General features: G+C 40.1%; 22 protein-coding genes and 1 riboswitch. Of the genes, 18 read left to right on the plus strand and 4 right to left on the minus strand.

Features of this window, described 5'->3' with window-relative positions; translation table 11 throughout:
- Positions 1-879 (plus strand): phosphate ABC transporter permease PstA, encoded by an 879-nt coding sequence (gene pstA / locus ACFOZY_RS11880; RefSeq protein ID WP_378155695.1) that lies wholly within the window; start codon positions 1-3, stop codon positions 877-879.
- Positions 880-941: 62 nt separating this feature from the next.
- Positions 942-1,724 carry a phosphate ABC transporter ATP-binding protein PstB gene (pstB, locus tag ACFOZY_RS11885; protein ID WP_378156151.1) on the plus strand — a complete coding sequence of 261 codons (783 nt, stop codon included), beginning with the start codon at positions 942-944 and terminating at the stop codon, positions 1,722-1,724.
- Between the two features lie 56 nt (positions 1,725-1,780).
- On the opposite strand, the gene ACFOZY_RS11890 is transcribed toward pstB, so the two are convergent.
- The gene (locus ACFOZY_RS11890; RefSeq protein ID WP_378155697.1) at positions 1,781-2,254 is read right to left on the minus strand and encodes a hypothetical protein; all 474 of its coding nucleotides are present in this window, start codon (positions 2,252-2,254) and stop codon (positions 1,781-1,783) included.
- A complete protein-coding gene (locus tag ACFOZY_RS11895) occupies positions 2,251-2,622 on the minus strand; it encodes a hypothetical protein (protein ID WP_378155698.1) in 372 nt (123 codons plus the stop codon). The genes ACFOZY_RS11890 and ACFOZY_RS11895 overlap by 4 nt, the downstream gene beginning before the upstream one ends.
- Before the next feature lie 169 nt (positions 2,623-2,791).
- On the opposite strand from ACFOZY_RS11895, the gene rpmG reads away from it, so the two are divergent.
- The 5 genes from rpmG to ACFOZY_RS11920 all read left to right on the plus strand — a co-directional run bounded on the left by rpmG (position 2,792) and on the right by ACFOZY_RS11920 (position 7,148).
- The gene (gene rpmG / locus ACFOZY_RS11900) at positions 2,792-2,941 is read left to right on the plus strand and encodes a 50S ribosomal protein L33 (protein WP_008408521.1); all 150 of its coding nucleotides are present in this window, start codon (positions 2,792-2,794) and stop codon (positions 2,939-2,941) included.
- A gap of 62 nt (positions 2,942-3,003) precedes the next feature.
- On the plus strand, positions 3,004-3,576 hold the full coding sequence (locus tag ACFOZY_RS11905) for a 5-formyltetrahydrofolate cyclo-ligase (protein WP_378155702.1): 573 nt from the start codon (positions 3,004-3,006) through the stop codon (positions 3,574-3,576).
- The gene (locus ACFOZY_RS11910) at positions 3,576-3,755 is read left to right on the plus strand and encodes a YqgQ family protein (protein ID WP_378155704.1); all 180 of its coding nucleotides are present in this window, start codon (positions 3,576-3,578) and stop codon (positions 3,753-3,755) included. The genes ACFOZY_RS11905 and ACFOZY_RS11910 overlap by 1 nt, the downstream gene beginning before the upstream one ends.
- Positions 3,756-4,002: 247 nt before the next feature.
- The gene (locus ACFOZY_RS11915; protein WP_378155706.1) at positions 4,003-5,895 is read left to right on the plus strand and encodes an LTA synthase family protein; all 1,893 of its coding nucleotides are present in this window, start codon (positions 4,003-4,005) and stop codon (positions 5,893-5,895) included.
- A gap of 152 nt (positions 5,896-6,047) precedes the next feature.
- Positions 6,048-7,148 (plus strand): YqgU-like beta propeller domain-containing protein, encoded by a 1,101-nt coding sequence (locus tag ACFOZY_RS11920; protein ID WP_378155708.1) that lies wholly within the window; start codon positions 6,048-6,050, stop codon positions 7,146-7,148.
- Between the two features lie 47 nt (positions 7,149-7,195).
- On the opposite strand, the gene ACFOZY_RS11925 is transcribed toward ACFOZY_RS11920, so the two are convergent.
- On the minus strand, positions 7,196-7,375 hold the full coding sequence (locus tag ACFOZY_RS11925; protein ID WP_378155710.1) for a DUF2759 domain-containing protein: 180 nt from the start codon (positions 7,373-7,375) through the stop codon (positions 7,196-7,198).
- Positions 7,376-7,534: 159 nt separating this feature from the next.
- Here ACFOZY_RS11925 and ACFOZY_RS11930 point away from each other — a divergent pair, with 159 nt between their 5' ends.
- Complete coding sequence (locus tag ACFOZY_RS11930) at positions 7,535-8,170, plus strand: MBL fold metallo-hydrolase (RefSeq protein ID WP_378155712.1); 636 nt, start codon at positions 7,535-7,537, stop codon at positions 8,168-8,170.
- Between the two features lie 35 nt (positions 8,171-8,205).
- Here the strand turns inward: ACFOZY_RS11930 and ACFOZY_RS11935 are convergent, their stop codons facing one another.
- Complete coding sequence (locus tag ACFOZY_RS11935) at positions 8,206-8,448, minus strand: DUF2626 family protein (protein WP_378155714.1); 243 nt, start codon at positions 8,446-8,448, stop codon at positions 8,206-8,208.
- A 302-nt stretch (positions 8,449-8,750) separates the two neighbouring features.
- On the opposite strand from ACFOZY_RS11935, the gene comGA reads away from it, so the two are divergent.
- From comGA to gcvPB, 10 genes are all read left to right on the plus strand, one after another.
- Positions 8,751-9,767: a competence type IV pilus ATPase ComGA gene (comGA, locus tag ACFOZY_RS11940; protein ID WP_378155716.1), complete on the plus strand. Its 1,017-nt coding sequence runs from the start codon at positions 8,751-8,753 to the stop codon at positions 9,765-9,767.
- Entirely contained in the window at positions 9,748-10,803 is a 1,056-nt protein-coding gene (comGB, locus tag ACFOZY_RS11945; RefSeq protein ID WP_378155718.1) for a competence type IV pilus assembly protein ComGB, read from the plus strand. The genes comGA and comGB overlap by 20 nt, the downstream gene beginning before the upstream one ends.
- A gap of 15 nt (positions 10,804-10,818) precedes the next feature.
- A complete protein-coding gene (gene comGC, locus ACFOZY_RS11950) occupies positions 10,819-11,160 on the plus strand; it encodes a competence type IV pilus major pilin ComGC (RefSeq protein WP_378155720.1) in 342 nt (113 codons plus the stop codon).
- Positions 11,147-11,590 carry a prepilin-type N-terminal cleavage/methylation domain-containing protein gene (locus ACFOZY_RS11955; RefSeq protein ID WP_378155724.1) on the plus strand — a complete coding sequence of 148 codons (444 nt, stop codon included), beginning with the start codon at positions 11,147-11,149 and terminating at the stop codon, positions 11,588-11,590. The genes comGC and ACFOZY_RS11955 overlap by 14 nt, the downstream gene beginning before the upstream one ends.
- 22 nt (positions 11,591-11,612) lie before the next feature.
- On the plus strand, positions 11,613-11,876 hold the full coding sequence (locus ACFOZY_RS11960; protein ID WP_378156165.1) for a hypothetical protein: 264 nt from the start codon (positions 11,613-11,615) through the stop codon (positions 11,874-11,876).
- Positions 11,789-12,298 (plus strand): competence type IV pilus minor pilin ComGF, encoded by a 510-nt coding sequence (comGF, locus tag ACFOZY_RS11965; protein ID WP_378155727.1) that lies wholly within the window; start codon positions 11,789-11,791, stop codon positions 12,296-12,298. The genes ACFOZY_RS11960 and comGF overlap by 88 nt, the downstream gene beginning before the upstream one ends.
- Positions 12,299-12,500: 202 nt before the next feature.
- On the plus strand, positions 12,501-13,013 hold the full coding sequence (locus tag ACFOZY_RS11970; RefSeq protein ID WP_378155729.1) for a shikimate kinase: 513 nt from the start codon (positions 12,501-12,503) through the stop codon (positions 13,011-13,013).
- Positions 13,014-13,135: 122 nt separating this feature from the next.
- A riboswitch (glycine riboswitch) is annotated at positions 13,136-13,229 on the plus strand.
- Between the two features lie 146 nt (positions 13,230-13,375).
- On the plus strand, positions 13,376-14,476 hold the full coding sequence (gene gcvT, locus ACFOZY_RS11975; RefSeq protein WP_378155731.1) for a glycine cleavage system aminomethyltransferase GcvT: 1,101 nt from the start codon (positions 13,376-13,378) through the stop codon (positions 14,474-14,476).
- A gap of 24 nt (positions 14,477-14,500) precedes the next feature.
- Positions 14,501-15,847: an aminomethyl-transferring glycine dehydrogenase subunit GcvPA gene (gene gcvPA, locus ACFOZY_RS11980; RefSeq protein ID WP_378155733.1), complete on the plus strand. Its 1,347-nt coding sequence runs from the start codon at positions 14,501-14,503 to the stop codon at positions 15,845-15,847.
- Positions 15,840-17,303 (plus strand): aminomethyl-transferring glycine dehydrogenase subunit GcvPB, encoded by a 1,464-nt coding sequence (gene gcvPB / locus ACFOZY_RS11985; protein WP_378155736.1) that lies wholly within the window; start codon positions 15,840-15,842, stop codon positions 17,301-17,303. Before gcvPA ends, gcvPB begins: the two co-directional genes overlap by 8 nt.
- Positions 17,304-17,310 lie beyond the last annotated feature (7 nt).

Raw genomic sequence — 17,310 nt, forward strand, 5'->3', positions numbered from 1 at the left:
ATGGCCAATATCCCATTACGAACAACACCGAAACGGATTCAGACCCGAATCTTTATAAATAATTTCATTAAATTTTTATTTTTATCATCCGTTTTATTTGCTTGTGTATTATTAGGGGTTCTATTTTTCCGAATCATTTCAGAAGGGGCTGGATATTTATCTGCTGACTTCTTTCAAAATTTCGGTTCTCGATTCCCTGAAAAAGCAGGGGTTAAGGCGGCACTAATTGGATCAATCTACTTGATGCTTATAGTCGCACCTGTTTCTATGTTCATTGGAATTTGTTCTGCCATCTATTTGGAAGAATATGCAACTAAAAATAAATTCACCGACTTTTTACGTATGAACATTAGTAACTTAGCCGGGGTACCTTCAGTCGTTTTCGGTCTCTTGGGTTTGACAATCTTTGTACGGGCGTTGGCCATGGGGAATAGTCTCCTTGCAGCTGGACTTACAATGAGTCTACTGATCTTACCGGTCATCATTGTCTCCTCCCAAGAAGCGATCCGTTCAGTACCGAAAGAAATTCGTGAAGCTTCCTATGGAATGGGTGCAACGAAATGGCAGACAATTTACAGAGTTGTCCTTCCTTATGCTATCCCGGCAATCTTGACAGGTAGCATTTTGGCTCTTTCCCGTGCGGTGGGGGAAACAGCGCCGTTAGTTGTTTTGGGTATTCCGGTGATCGTGCAGTTTCTTCCTGATGGATTACTCAGCCAGTTCACTGCACTGCCTATGCAAATTTACGATTGGGCAAAACGGCCTCAAGAAGCGTTCATGTACGTTGCTTCAGCGGGAATTATTGTCTTGCTCGCTTTGTTAATCATCATGAACTCAATCGCGATCTTCTTGCGGAATAAGTATTCGAAAAGGGTATAGGGGGTATACAAATGGTACAGGTATTGGAAAGAAAACCTGAATTGATAATTGTGAGGGATCTTATGCCACATCAAGAAAATAATATTGAAAAGTCTACGGTTTATGAGACGAATAAATTGAATCTTTGGTATGGCACTCACCATGCCTTGAAAAATATCGATTTAACGTTCAAAGAACAAGAGGTAACAGCAATTATCGGTCCTTCTGGATGCGGTAAATCCACATACATTAAAACATTGAACCGAATGGTTGAATTGGTGCCTGGTGTAAAAACATCCGGAGAAATCAATTACCGTGGTCGAAATATCTTAAGTAAATCTTATGCACCGGAAGAATTGAGAACGAAGGTCGGGATGGTCTTCCAGAAGCCAAATCCGTTCCCTAAATCCATTTACGAAAATATCGCTTACGGTCCAAAAATTCATGGCATTCGTAACAAAGGGATTTTGGATGAAATTGTTGAACGCAGCTTACGTCAAGCGGCAGTGTGGGATGAAGTAAAAGACCGTCTCCATAAAAATGCATATGGGCTTTCCGGTGGACAACAACAACGGATTTGTATCGCCCGAAGTTTGGCAATTGATCCGGATGTATTGTTGATGGACGAACCAACATCAGCTCTTGACCCGATTTCAACGATGAAAATTGAGGAATTGGTTGCTGAATTGAAAAAAGACGTTTCCATCATCATTGTTACGCACAACATGCAGCAAGCAGCACGTATCTCTGAAAAAACGGCATTCTTCTTAAATGGGGAAGTGGTAGAATTCGATGATACAAATGTTGTATTCTCTAAACCAGCTGATCAGCGTACAGAAGACTACGTAAACGGAAGATTCGGTTAAGATTAACAGATGTAAAAGGGCTTACCCGTGGTAAAACGGGTGAGCCCTTATTTCATTTATTTAGTTATTGCTTCAGCAATTTCTGAAAGTGTCATTTTAGGTGTAATGGTGTATTGGCCAACCTGGATTTTTGACGATAAATCATGGTCTTCTAAATAGTTGATAAAATCTCGTTCATTTGAAAGGATTTTAGCCTTCTTTAAATTCTGGCTGATCGTGACTGGGTTTGCTCCCTTTTCGATGATAAGAAGGAAATTCCCGGCCGGGGTTTCCTCCTTTTTTGATGATGTCTTTTCCAAAGATTTTTCCGACTGTGCTTGATTTAAACTAAGTTGTACTGCTGCAAGTTCTTCTTTAGCCGTCTTCAGTTCAGCTCTTAACTCTTTCAACTCATCTTTGCTAACAAGTTCATACCCCGGTTTTGACGAAGAGGAGGTACCTGATGCTCCATTTGTATTCTGCCCATAAACGAAAACGAACGCACCTGATAAGAAGATACCGATTCCTAAAGCTCTGATCATCTTTTTCATTGTTTTACGCCTCTCGTTTCCAATACTTCGATTACTAACTCTTCAGGCATGGAAGAACGCTTGCTAATTTCATTGATACGATATCCTTGTTTATGGAGGGCAAGGATTTGATTGACGATGATTTCGTGAACTGGTTTTTTAGCTGCTGGCTTATTTGGGATTATGCTCTTGGAAACAATCGTCTGTGTATCAATCATTAGTTCTTCTTCGACAATCTTTAGGCGCCGATTCAATTTGTTTGTCTCTTCATAAAGATTAATGGATAGTTCTTCGACATCTTTTTCAACACGATTCCGGTCTTTTATGAAAAAGGATAAGGCTATAAGTATAACGCCGATTGTTAGTAATATAATTGCGATGTCTAACATAATGTCACCCCGATATTCAGTGAGAGTCTTTTTTATATTCTATCATAAGGGAAAAATTTCTTCCTTCTATTTATGGACATAGCGGACAATTATGTTATAATAGGTTAGTCGTATAAATCATGCTCAAAAAATGATAAAAGTAATCCTGTTAAGAGTGGGAGGGAATCAAATGCGCGTTAATATCACTTTGGCTTGCACAGATTGTGGTGAACGTAACTACATCTCTAAGAAAAACAAGCGTAACAACCCTGAACGTCTTGAATTGAAAAAATATTGCTCTCGTGAAAAGAAATACACTTTGCACCGTGAGACAAAATAATTGATAAAAGCCAAAGCCTTCCGGGTTTTGGTTTTTTATTTAATGGAAGGTGGACAGCAATTATGTCAAAAAAGCAGTTAAGAAAAGAAATGTTGAAACAATTGCAGCAAATGAGTGATGACCAATATTGGGATTCATCAAAATGCATTCAAACGCGTTTTTTAACTGAAGTTGATTTTTGTCCATCTGATCTAATCGGTGTAACGATTTCAAGAAAACCTGAAGTAGATACAACAGAACTGATTAAACAATTATGGGATACAGGTATCAGTGTTGCAGCTCCTAAATGCGATCCGATTTCCCGGACTATGCAATTTTATCGTATTTCCTCTTTTAACGAACTGGAGACTGTGTATATGGATTTAAAGGAACCTGATCCTAAACGAGCTGAAATGGTGGACGTTTCTGAGTTGACCTTTTTAATCGTTCCGGGTGTAGTGTTTTCACCAAGCGGTTACCGAATCGGTTTCGGTGGTGGATACTATGATCGCTTTTTGACAAAATACACTGGTCCGACGGCATCATTAGCATTCGACTTTCAATTGGTAGACAATGTTCCTTTTGAAAATCACGATATACCAGTAGATCGGTTATACACTGAAAAAAGAATAATTGATAGCAAGGGCGAATGGTAATGAGGACTGTCTATGATGTTCAACAGTTATTAAGAGCGTACGGAATTATCGTCTATACCGGCGACCGTAAAGATGATCTTCTTCTGATGGAGATGGAAGTGTTAGATTTATATCATTCAAAGTTTATTGACGGTGAAACTATGAAAAAAGCTGTCATGATCTTAAGGATGGGGTCTTAATTCGACCTAATTTGTGAAGAAATGGTGACAACGAATTTAAGTTTCGTTGTTTTTTTCATTAAAAAGGAACCATTTAAGGTTTATTCCGTCTTATAAAAGGTAAAGGTATTTTTAATGTGGAGTAAACTCTATGTAAAGCTATGGATTTTACTTGCACCAATGACTTGAAACACTTACTATATAATTTGTCTCTTAATTAAAATATGACGATTGTGGATGAGTCGAGACAAACAGGAGGATGTTAGGAATGAAAAAGATAAACAAATGGCCTAATCATTCCGTTCTATTGATTGCGATCATAGCAACTTGGATTAAAACGTATGTAGTTTACAAAACGAGCTTCAATATTAAAATTGAAAATGGCATGCAGGAATTTATTCTATTCTTAAACCCTTTGGCATTCATATTATTTGCCTATGGAATCTCGTTATACTTTAAAAGCGAAAAGGGTAGAAACCGATATTTGATCACAATCAGTTCGATTATGGCGTTCGTCTTGTATGCAAACGTTGTATTTTATCGGTTCTTTAACGACTTCATTACCTTGCCGGTATTATTCCAAACAACCAACTTTGGGGATTTAGGTTCATCAGTATTCGAAAGCATTTACATCTATGACATACTATATTTCATCGATATCGCGATTATTGTCGCAGCGATTAAATGGTTGCCAAATGCAGTACAATCTGTATCAAAATCATTATTCAGACGTTTATATTTTGTCTCCGTAATTGCTGTCCTATTCATGAACTTAGGTTTGGCGGAAGCTGAACGCCCTCAATTACTAACACGGATTTTTGACCGTGAAATGCTTGTGAAGAATCTTGGAATGTACAATTATCATCTTTTTGATGTGTATGTCCAATCCAAATCACATGCTCAACGTGTTTTGGCAGATGGCAGTGAGCTTGTTGAAGTGAATAACTACATCCGTGCGAACCAAGCGGAACCAAATCCGGAGCTGTATGGAATGGCAGAAGGCCGGAACTTAATAATGATCTCATTGGAATCGCTACAAAGCTTTGTAATTAATAATGAGATGAATGGTGAGGTAATTACACCATTCTTGAACGAACTCACAAAAGATCCAAACACTTATTACTTCTCGAACTTTTATCATCAAACAGGTCTTGGTAAAACATCCGATTCCGAGTTTATTTTAGAAAACTCGCTTTATCCGCTAAATGGTGCTGCTGTCTTTACAACAAATAGCGGTAACACATTCAATGGTATGGCACAGCGCTTGAGTGATAAGGGATATTACACAAACGTGTTACATGCGAATAACAAAAGTTTTTGGAACCGTGACATGATGTATCCGAAGCTCGGATATGACAAATATTATGATCAGGACAGCTTTGTTGTGGAAGAAGGCGAAGCGGTCAACTGGGGCATGAAAGATATTCCGTTTATGGAGCAATCGGTTGATCTCATGCAAGAGATGCCACAGCCATTCTATTCACGCATGATCACTTTGACAAACCACTATCCATTTACTCTGGATGAAGAAGACAAAATGATTCAGGAGTATGATTCGAATTCAGGAACGTTGAATCGTTATTTCCAAACCGTACGTTACATGGACGAAGCGGTTAAAGTGTTCTTTGAAGATTTGAAGGAAAGTGGGCTATATGAAAACTCTATCATTGTGATGTACGGAGACCACTACGGAATCTCTGAAAACCATAATGATGCCATGAGCAGATACATGGGAAAAGAAATCACACCATTTGAAAGTGCTCAGCTTCAAAGGGTTCCGTTATTCATCCATATTCCTGGTTACGAAGGCGGTAAAGTAATTGACGAAGTATCCGGACAGTTAGACCTGCGTCCTACGATTCTGCATATGCTTGGAATCAAAACTGATCGTGATATGCAGTTTGGTGCAGATATCTTCTCCGAAGAGCATGAAGAATTTGTTGTATTCCGCGATGGTGGATTTGTAACAGACGAAGTGGTATATACGAAAAATACTTGCTACGATAAGGCTACAGGTATTGAAATTGACGGAGCTGCGTGTGAGAAAGATACAGAGCGTGCTCAAAAAGAACTAAAGTACTCAGATCAGATTATTAATGGGGATTTACTCAGATTTTATGACAATAAAACAGGCAACCTCATTAAGCCTGATTCGGAATAAGCTATGTAAAAGAGTCATCCCGACTTCCATCTTTGGTGTCGGGATGACTCTTTTTTGTTTTTCATCATTTTCCTTTCAGAAATTTGTCGTTTTTATGAAACAAAAAAGGGAATAGTACGTACTAATAAATAGGATGTATTGGGAGGGATGACATGCGGAATTTTACACTTTTAATAATTGGGCTCATATTAGTGCTTACTGGTTGCCAACCTGAAGAGACAGAGCCGACTGATGTCATCCCGGTTCCAAATCAGCAAGTTAGCAGCGATTTAGGTGAACAGGAGAAAGAGGAGTGGGTGGCCTACACCGCCAATCCTGATTCGTTTTACCAAACATATGGCTGGTTATCTGACTCGGAAATTTTGATTGCCGAAATCGAAGAAGGAAATTACATACTAAGAAGCTATAATTTTAAAAACGGAGAGAAAAAGGATATTTTCAAAGAGAGCATGATGGTCATCAATACGAAAATTCATTCTTCAAAAGAATTTATTGCACTTCATATTTCTGAATCTCCAGCTTCAGCTATTATTAAGATTATTAAACCTGATGGCACATTAGTTGAAGAAGTTAAGGTAGAATCATCGGAATTGTATATTGACTGGAATGATGAGGATGCTTCGTTAATGATGATCACTGCATTCTATGAAGATTGGTCGTTTGATACGTTCGTCTTTGACATGAACACAAAAAATCTGACTCTTTTCGAGTCTTCAGATCCATTTGTAAAGTGGTTGAACGGGGATACTCTTTTATCTTTACAATGGTCTGAACATGCACTCAGTGGAGGGCAAATTGTTAAAATCCACTGGCGTACCGGCGAAAGCGAATTGACCGATTTGTCGAATGTTGTATTTTTTGATGCCTATAGGGGTAATCTTTTGGCGGTCCATCCGAAAGAGGATGAAAAAGAGATGATTTATAAGATTGTCGGAAGTAATGGAGAGATCGTTACGGAGTGGTCAGCACCTGCTTTGAGCAACTATTCACAATGGTTTATACCAGAAGTACAATGGCTGGTAGATGGATCGATGATTACGTTGTTACCTGTGAATCAAGGGCTGATTGATGAAACTGCACCAGAATTTCAATATGTTAAAGTGCAAAACGGGGCAGTGGAAGTTTTTGAGGAAAAAGTGGCTGAAGCAGCATTCAACTGCTCTCCGGACGGATCACTATGTCTTAGCGGATATGAGTCTGACCATATCATTCAATTTGATCCCTTCAAAGTATGGAAGTGGCTTGAGGTATAAATCGTAGTAAATAAAAAAGCTGGGCCATATCGGCTCCAGCTTTTTTATTAATGCAATTTTGGCGGATATCCTTGGTAGATGATCGTCATTACAGTGAACCAGCCGAAGATCGCCAAAGCGGCGAAATTGAAGATGATTCCCAAAACGTTCTTTTCCTTGAAGGATTGGAATGTGCCGACAGCACCAAGCACCGCGATAAGTCCTGTGATTACCATTAATAAGTTCATGGTTCAGACACTCCTTTCGACAATCAGAAAATGAATGCCGTTACTACATATACCTATTCTATTGTAAGATGATTTCTATGTTTTGTCGAGGAATAATCATGTCGTTTCTGTGAATATCGGGCAAAATGAATATGATATACTCGAATAGAGGTGATACGCATGTTAAACGTACATAGTTTACCACTTGGTCCAGTTCAAGCGAACTGTTATCTTGTTATGAATGAACGGAAAGAGAGTCTCATTATAGATCCTGGCGGTGAAGGGGAAAAGCTGATACGAAAAATCTCTTCAATTGGAGCAAAGCCTCAGGCGATCCTTCTCACGCATGCTCATTTTGACCATATCGAAGCGGTGGATCATGTTAGAGAAAAATACGGGATTCCCGTATGGATTCACGAAAGGGAAGCGAACTGGTTAACGGATCCCATGTTAAACGGATCGAAAAAGTATATCGATTTACCGAACATTAGTGTTAAGAAGGCTGACCACCTCTTTAGGAAAGAAGGACAGATGGAAGTGTCGGGATTCACATTTAATCTGCTTCATACGCCCGGACATTCACCGGGGAGTGTATCGTTTCATTTTAGTGAAGACCAAATTGCGATTGTGGGAGATACGCTATTTCAAGGGGGAGTTGGGAGAACTGACTTAGTCCAAGGGAATGAGGATCAATTGATGGAATCCATTACAAGCAAACTTTTGACGTTGGCTGATGATACCATCATCTATCCAGGTCACGGTTCTTGGACGACGCCAATGGAAGAGAGAAAGACAAATCCCTTTTTACGAACATAAAAAAACAGCCGATAAACGGCTGTTTTTTTTTTGGATCAATGTCCAGCGCCAGGAACGTGGATAAACGTTGTATAGTACGTAAATCCGACGAAGAATACTGTTAAGTAAGCAGCGAAAATATACATATACATACGTTCAGTAAGGTTCAAGAAGCCCAATAATAGGAATAAACCTGTGTTCGCCACAAAGATTAAACTCACTTCTGTCATATCACCTAAATAAAACATAACTGCAAAAATCGCTGTCCAGAAGCCCATAACCTTATACATATTGCCCATGCGTAAGCCCCTCCTTTGCAACAACACCATATTCAATATCTCCCATTCATTATAAATGATTTTTCCTGGACATGTAAACTGCTATCTATCGGAATTGTGACAAACCGGTGGAATTTCAATTTTAAACACGAAAATCACACAAAATCTGCAAAAAAGGGTTCAAAATGAATTTTTAACCCATTAATCAAAGATAAAAAACAAAGATGACAAAAGCTATTCCTTTTCTTTTAGAACCATCGTATACTCAATGCGTCGGAAGTCAGCGGTCGGTTCCGTCTCGATCAGTTGGAAAGAGGTGTTCCATGGATCAATTGGAAAGTACAGTGGAGAGAAAGAGTTTCCGTTTGCTCGAACGGGCAATTCATGCGGGAGCAAGTGACCTACATATTCTACCGGGGTACGACGAATACACACTACTTTTCAGAAGTCATACGGAAACAGTGAAGGCAGGACGACTACCTTTACTAATCGGCGATCGTGTTATTACATTCTTCAAATTTCTCTCTTCCTTAGATATAAGTGAAAAACGAAAACCCCAGAGCGGTTCATTTCAACATCAGTTTGGCGAACAGTTCTTCTCGTTCCGTGTCTCTACACTCCCTTCGGTCTATTTGAAGGAAAGTTTAGTGATCAGACTTATGCTAAGGGATTCGGCAATCCCACTCCCATCATTAACGTACAACAGCGAATCGGCAAATGTACTGCAGACGTTGTCCTCATTTAAACAAGGCTTACTTTGTTTCACCGGTCCGACCGGTTCGGGCAAAACCACCACCCTTTATTCCTTAACCAATTATTGTGTTCAACAAATGAAAAGACATGTAATTTCGTTAGAAGATCCCGTAGAGAATAGCCAATCACATTTGTTACAGATTCAAGTCAATGAAAAATCAGGTGTTTCATATGCGGCGGGACTTAAGGCGATTTTGAGGCATTCTCCAGACGTGATCATGATTGGCGAAATCAGAGACGCAGAAACGGCGAAAGCGGCTGTACAAGCAGCCCTAACAGGTCATCTTGTGATGACAACAGTACACTCAAAGGATTCCGTCGGATGTTTGTATCGACTCATGGATCTCGGTGTTAGTGCTGAAGAACTCAATCAGGTGATGATCGGGATTGCTGCACAGCGTATTGTCCAATTCCGCAACACGGCTGGAAGAGCTGATTTCGCATCCGTTTATGAAATCTTGCATGGTGATAATTTATCGGACGCTTTAGCTGATTTGTTGGCGGGAAAAGCATACCGCTTCCCGGAATATTTGACGTTGGAACATCAAATTAGAGAAGGAATTCGTAATGGCACGATTCTTTCTTAAACACTTCACATTACGAAGAATTCAAATGATAGGTCAAGAAGGTGATTTTTTAAGTCGTATTTCAGAGTTATTGGATGAAGGCTATACCATCCATGACGCTATTATGATTTTATTGCCCCACCATACTACAGAACTCCAGAAGGCTCGAAATATTACACAGGAAACGTTCAGGAATGGAAAAGGTACAGCAGAAGTTCTTGAAGCGTTTGGAATAAATCAGCATCGTTTGCTTCCAATCGCGATTGCAGAAGAGCATGGGAGGCTTGCGTCAGCTGTTAAAGCGGTTGCTGAACAGCTCAAAAGACAAGAAGTACTGAAGACCAAAGCTAAAAAGTTATTGGCGTATCCCATTATTTTGTTCATATTTATGGCTATTTTGTTCTCTATGTTTAGAATTTTTTTCCTTCCTAATATGAGGCAGCTTGGCGAGAGCAGAAGTTCAACTGGCGTGGATGATTTCGCAACGATTTCAGAAATGCTGCTAAAGGTACCGGATATCCTAATTCTAACCATGATTTTCTCTGTTAGCATTTCGTTGCTGTCATGGAAATGGTTAAACACAAAAAGTGCAAAAGAGCGCTTAAAAACCCTTTTGATGATTCCAGGTGTTTCGTATTGGGTGAAAATGTTGATCACATCCTCCTTCGCAAGGGAAGTAGGAACGATGATTCAATCCGGTATGTCTTTGCAGGATTCGTTGGAGACATTACGAAGACAAATGAATCAAACGTTTTTGCAAGTGGTTTCAGAGAAAGTAAGAAGGAAAATCGTGGAGGGGGAGAAATTGAGTAAGGCAGTTCAAATGGAGGCATTTGTTTCGGATTTCCATTCCTTTATAGAACACGGGGAATATGGTGGTCATTTAGGAAAAGAAATGATCATCTATAGTCAGCTATTGGAAGAAAAAATGGAACAAGTGAGCTTAAGGATCCTGGGCATTCTTCAACCCTTACTTTTTTCCATCCTGGCTATTTGCATCCTGTCTGCCTATTTAGCGATTCTCCTTCCAATGTACGAATTACTTAATACCATTTGATAGGGAGATGAAAGTATGAATAGAAAATTGGGGGAAGAAGGATTTACTCTTATAGAGATGATGATCGTGCTTTTAGTCATTTCCGTTTTAATTCTAATTGCCATCCCGAACGTTACAAAACATTCTGAAACGATTGATGCAAGGGGTTGTGAGGCATATATCAAAATGCTTGAAGGACAGGTGGAAGCTTATAAAGTTGATAAAAAGAAAACACCCACATCAATAGAATTATCCGGTTATATAAGAAATGATGAAAATATTTCAGTGAATAATTTAGAGTGTCCAAACGGTGAAAAATTGGAAATAAAAGATGGTAAAGTAATAAAAGTGAAAGATACTCCAATTGAAAACACTTAATAATAGAGGGTTCACATTTACGGAGTTGCTTATAGTCTTAACTATTACCTTCACCATCAGCACCGCCATTATCTTTATAGGAAAGAAATATAATGATAAAGAAATGGTTGATGGCTTCCTCAGGCAATTCACTTTAGACCTATATGCTGTCCAAAGTCATGCATTTAATGAAGGGACAAGCACGCAACTGCAATTTGTTTCAGGCGGAACTGAATATGTCGCCTTGGGAAACTCACGAAAACTCATTTTCAGAAGATCAATACCAAAAGGAGTCAAGCTGTCAGCTAATAGTCCTATGCAGGAAATCTCCTATAACAAGAATGGAACGATCGTTCACTTTGGAACCATTCAGTTCGTTACAGATCAAGGAGATATCATTTCGCTTAAACTCCAATTTGGCAGGGGGAGGGTGGCTCTACCTGAATACTAAAGGTAACTCCTTCCCGGAGACGATGTTGACGATAGCCATTCTGTTCATGATTTCAGGTGGACTGATTCCAGTCTTAGTAGATATGCAAATACAGTTAGAAGATAAAAAGCGGTCGATGCATGCGGCTGAAACCGCATACCAAGCAGTGTTAAAATTATCCGATAGAGGTGAGCGTGAAATAGATGGAACTCTTTATTCGTGGATGCTGGGGGAGGAACGGATTTGTGTTTACTACCTGACCCACAAACAAAAAGAAGAAAGTGTTTGTGTAGAAATTTCACCTTAAACGGAGAATCTGGTTATACGATGTTAGAATCCTTGCTACAACTTTCCGCTTTTCTCTTGTTCGCGCACCTTTCGTTTATCATTTTATTAACAGCAGGTAAACTGACTTCTACTGTGGGTGACGTAGAAGAAATCGAATGGGAACTTTTTTCTGCTGAACTGCTTAATATGTTATCCGGTACTGAATCAGTAAGTGTTCAACCGAACAACAGAGGAATCCTTTGTACGTTAGATGGTGATCAGTATGAAGTCACTTATTATACGGGCATGATCAGAAGACAGAAAGAAGGTAAAGGGCATGAGCCATTGCTGCTTTCTGTGCGTGATGTTCACTTCTTGATGGATGACCAGACATTATTTCTATCTGTACAATTTAAGAGCGGGAAGAAAAAGGAGAGGTCCTATGCAGTACCTTCAGGATGAGAAAGGTGTTATGTTACCTGCTGCAGTTATCCTTCTGATTGTCATTTCGGTGATTCTCCTGAATTTTTCAGTGTATTTTGATTCAAGATACCGAACGTACGATTCGTTGGAATCTCATTATCTTCGTGCTACTATAAATGAAATTAGGAAGAATTGAGTTGGATCGCCAGCAATGGTCAGATTGCAGTTAGCAGGTGGATAGATGTACAAAGTATACTTGGTCGGATATATGGGGAGCGGAAAGAGCGCAATTGGCAGAAGACTAAGCTTTGCGCTGAAGCTTCCTTATTACGACATGGATAAAGAGATTGAAAAACAGATGAATATGTCAATAAGTGAAATCTTTGCTACTTATGGCGAAGAGTACTTTCGCGATTTGGAGACGAAGTTTTTAAAAGAGTTCCGGGATGAACAGTGCATAATTTCTACTGGCGGCGGAGTCGCCATGCGTGAAGAAAATAGAAGGATCATGAAAAGAACAGGTCTTGTTTTTCATTTATGCGCTTCTTTTCCGTTTATCTGGGTTCGCATTGCCAAGGACAAAAGGAGACCCATTGTCCAGCGGTCAACTAAGGAAGAGTTGGAATCTCTCTATTACTATAGAAGGAAATATTATTTCCAAGCAGCACATATTAATATAAAAACGGACGGAATGACCTTGCGGCAAGTGACTGAAACGTTAGCATTTCATTACAAAAGGCTTAAATCCGAATGATTTGTTCATATTTTTTAAAAACGTACGTTTATATGACTTTGTTTTAAAAAAGATTGCGCTTTCTCTTAGTTGAATGTTAGGATATACTCAAGAAGTGAGATAAATCTAAACATACAACGCGGATGATGATATGGGGAGAGAACGCTTCAATGCGTCGCCGAAGGAGCAAATAACAGGTGTTATGAATCTCTCAGGCAAAAAGACTCGTATCGGACGCATCTCTGGAGAGAGCCGGTTAATCGCCGGCCACCAAAGGGGAAAGCCGGAATTATTTCGGTAAACTTTCAGGTGCCAGGACAGAGAACCCACTAACCAAGGGGGACTCTGTCTTTTTTTAATGGAAGAATGAGGGAGGAATCAGAATGGGTGAAGAATTAAAACGGACTCCACTATTTTGCTTATATAGCAATTATGGTGGGAAAACAATTGATTTTGGCGGATGGGAACTGCCGGTTCAATTCTCAAGTATTAAGGATGAACATGAAGCTGTTCGAACGCGTGCTGGTCTCTTCGACGTATCCCATATGGGAGAAATATTCGTTGAAGGTCCTGATAGCCTGAATTATTTACAAAAGCTTGTAACCAATGATGTTTCCAAGTTAACAGAGGGAAGAGCCCAATATACTGCTATGTGCTACCCTGATGGAGGCACAGTGGATGATCTACTGATTTATAAATTTAATGATGAGCGTTATTTACTTGTAGTCAACGCCTCTAACATTGAAAAAGATTTTGAGTGGATGAACAATCACGCAGAAGGTAATGTGACGATTACAAATCGCTCAGCAGAATTTGCCCTACTTGCTTTACAAGGTCCTAAGGCAGAGGGGATTTTGCAAAAAATGACGGACGTTGATTTATCAGAAGTTAAACCTTTTCGATTTGTCGAAAAAGTAGATGTGTCTGGCAGTTCCGTTTTGTTGTCCCGGACAGGATACACCGGAGAAGACGGTTTTGAACTTTATACTACTCCTGAAGCAGCCGTACGATTATGGTCGAAAATTTTAGAAGTGGGTCAAGATGAAGGAATTTTACCATGTGGTCTTGGTGCACGGGATACTCTCCGTTTTGAAGCTTGCCTGCCTCTATATGGGCAAGAATTATCAAAAGATATTTCACCGTTGGAAGCAGGCGTTTCTTTTGTTGTTAAGCTACAGAAGGAGTCGGATTTCATCGGGAAACAAGCGTTAGCTGAACAAAAAGAAGCCATCCCGCGTAAACTTGTCGGAATTGAAATGATCGACAAAGGAATTCCAAGAACCGGTTATGCTCTTTTCAAGGGAGAAGAAAAAATCGGTGAGGTGACGACTGGGACACAATCACCGACTTTGAAGAAAAATATCGGACTTGGTTTGGTGAAAACTGAATTTGCTAATATCGGTGAAGAAATAACGGTTGAAATCAGAGGAAAACAGCTAAAAGCTGTAGTAGCTGAAACACCATTTTACAAGCGTGGACAATAAACGATAGAGGAGTAGTGTAACCCTATGAAACATCGGTACTTACCAATGACGGAACAAGACCAAAAGGAAATGCTGGAGGTCATCGGCATCTCTTCCGTCGACGAATTATTTGCTGATATTCCGGAAAAAGTTAGATTCCAAGGTTTATATAATATTAAGGAAGCAAAATCTGAGGGGTCATTGTTAAAGGAACTTTCCGCACTGGCTAATAAAAACGCCGATAGTAAAAGTTTTGCTTCTTTCATAGGAGCAGGAGTGTACGATCACTATAAACCTGTAATTGTAGATCATGTCATTTCCCGCTCTGAATTTTATACCGCTTATACACCATATCAACCCGAAATCTCACAAGGAGAGTTACAGGCGATTTTTGAATTCCAAACGATGATTGCTGAATTAACTGGCATGGACTTGGCCAACTCTTCTATGTACGATGGTGGAACTGCTTTAGCAGAAGCTGGAATGCTTGCAGCTGGTCAAACTCGCCGTAAGAAAATCCTGATTTCATCTTCCGTACATCCAGAATCGCGTGATGTTGTCCGCACATATGCTGCCGGACAATCGATTGAGGTGGTTGAAATCCCACATGAAAATGGTGTGACTGATGTCGAAGCACTGAAAAATATGATTGATGATCAAACAGCAGCTGTAATGGTTCAATATCCTAATTTCTTCGGACAAATTGAAGACTTGAAGAGATTTTCTGAGATCACCCATGATGCAAAGGCGTTGTTTGTTGTTTCTGCCAACCCTCTTTCATTAGGTGTATTAACACCTCCCGGAAAATTAGGTGCTGATATTACCGTAGGGGATGCACAACCTTTCGGCATTCCAGAATCTTTCGGTGGTCCTCACTGTGGTTACTTCGCGGTTACGAACAAATTAATGAGGAAGGTCCCTGGCCGTCTTGTCGGTCAAACAAAGGACGAACAAGGCAGACGCGGTTTCGTGTTGACTTTACAGGCCCGTGAACAGCATATCCGTCGAGATAAAGCGACATCTAACATTTGCTCTAACCAAGCTCTTAACGCATTGGCAGCTTCAGTAGCTATGACTGCATTAGGTAAAAAAGGTGTAGTTGACATTGCTAAACAAAATATCGTAAAAACTCATTACGCTAAAAATGCCTTCAAACAAGCAGGTTTCGATGTGGTATTCGATGGCCATCACTTTAATGAAATTGTAGTAGACTGCAAACAGTCCGTAAAAGAAGTGAATAAGGCATTGCTTAAAAAAGGCATCATCGGTGGATATGATTTAGGTTTATCTTATCCGGAATTGGAAGGACACATGTTGATTGCCGTTACTGAACAACGTACAAAAGAAGAAATCGATGCACTTGTGCAAGAAATGGGGGCTATCCATGCATAACGAAAACCAACCACTCATTTTTGAATTGACGAAGGAAGGCCGTGTCGGCTATAGCCTGCCAGAACTTGATGTGCCGGAGATTGAACTTTCAGAACTTCTTCCTGCTGATGCTATCCGTGAAACAGAAGCAGAACTTCCTGAAGTTTCGGAATTGGATATCATGAGACACTATACAGCTTTATCCAGAAGAAACCACGGTGTGGATTCCGGTTTCTATCCGCTTGGATCTTGTACTATGAAATACAATCCAAAAATGAACGAAACAGCAGCAGGGTTACCAGGCTTTGCAAATATCCATCCATTGCAAGATGAGTCAACGGTTCAAGGCGCAATGGAGCTAATGTACGATTTACAAGAGCATTTAGTTGAAATTACTGGAATGGATGAAGTGACACTGCAACCGGCTGCTGGTGCTCATGGTGAATGGACTGCACTCATGATGATCAAAGCTTTCCATGAAGCTAATGGAGATACACAACGGACGAAAGTGATTGTACCTGACTCTGCACACGGTACAAACCCAGCTTCAGCTACTGTGGCCGGTTTCGAAACTGTGACTGTTAAATCAGACGAAAACGGATTGGTCGATCTTGAAGACTTGAAGCGTGTAGTCGGTCCTGATACAGCAGCTCTTATGTTAACGAACCCGAACACACTTGGGTTGTTCGAAGAAAACATTTTAGAGATGGCTGAAATCATCCATGGCGTTGGCGGAAAACTATACTATGATGGTGCAAACTTGAATGCTGTTATGTCTAAGGCTCGTCCCGGAGATATGGGCTTTGACTGCGTGCATTTAAATCTTCACAAAACTTTCACAGGACCTCACGGTGGAGGAGGACCAGGCTCTGGTCCGGTTGGTGTTAAGAAAGAGCTAATTCCTTACTTGCCTAAGCCAGTTTTAGTTAAGACGGAAGAAGGCTATCATTTTGACTATAACCGTCCACAAGCAATCGGACGTGTAAAACCGTTCTATGGGAACTTCGGCATTAATGTCCGTGCATACACGTACATTCGGACGATGGGTCCGGATGGCTTAAAAGCCGTAACGGAAAATGCTGTATTAAATGCAAACTATATGATGAGAAGACTTGAACCTTATTTCGATCTTCCATATAACAGACACTGTAAGCATGAATTTGTACTAAGCGGGCGCAGACAGAAAAAGTTAGGGGTCCGTACACTTGATATGGCTAAGCGTCTGCTCGACTTTGGTTACCATCCACCAACTATCTACTTCCCATTGAATGTTGAAGAAGGAATGATGATCGAACCAACGGAAACAGAGTCTAAGGAAACATTAGACGCGTTTTGCGACGCTATGATCCAAATAGCTAAAGAGGTTGAGGAAACGCCTGAAATCGTTCAGGAAGCACCTCATACAACTGTCATTAGCAGACTTGATGAAGCAACTGCGGCCCGTCAGCCGATTCTTCGTTATCAAAAAGCTGAATAAAAATTTG

The organism is Chungangia koreensis (genome assembly GCF_042651785.1).
In the GTDB taxonomy this organism is placed as follows: domain Bacteria; phylum Bacillota; class Bacilli; order Bacillales_A; family Planococcaceae; genus Chungangia; species Chungangia koreensis.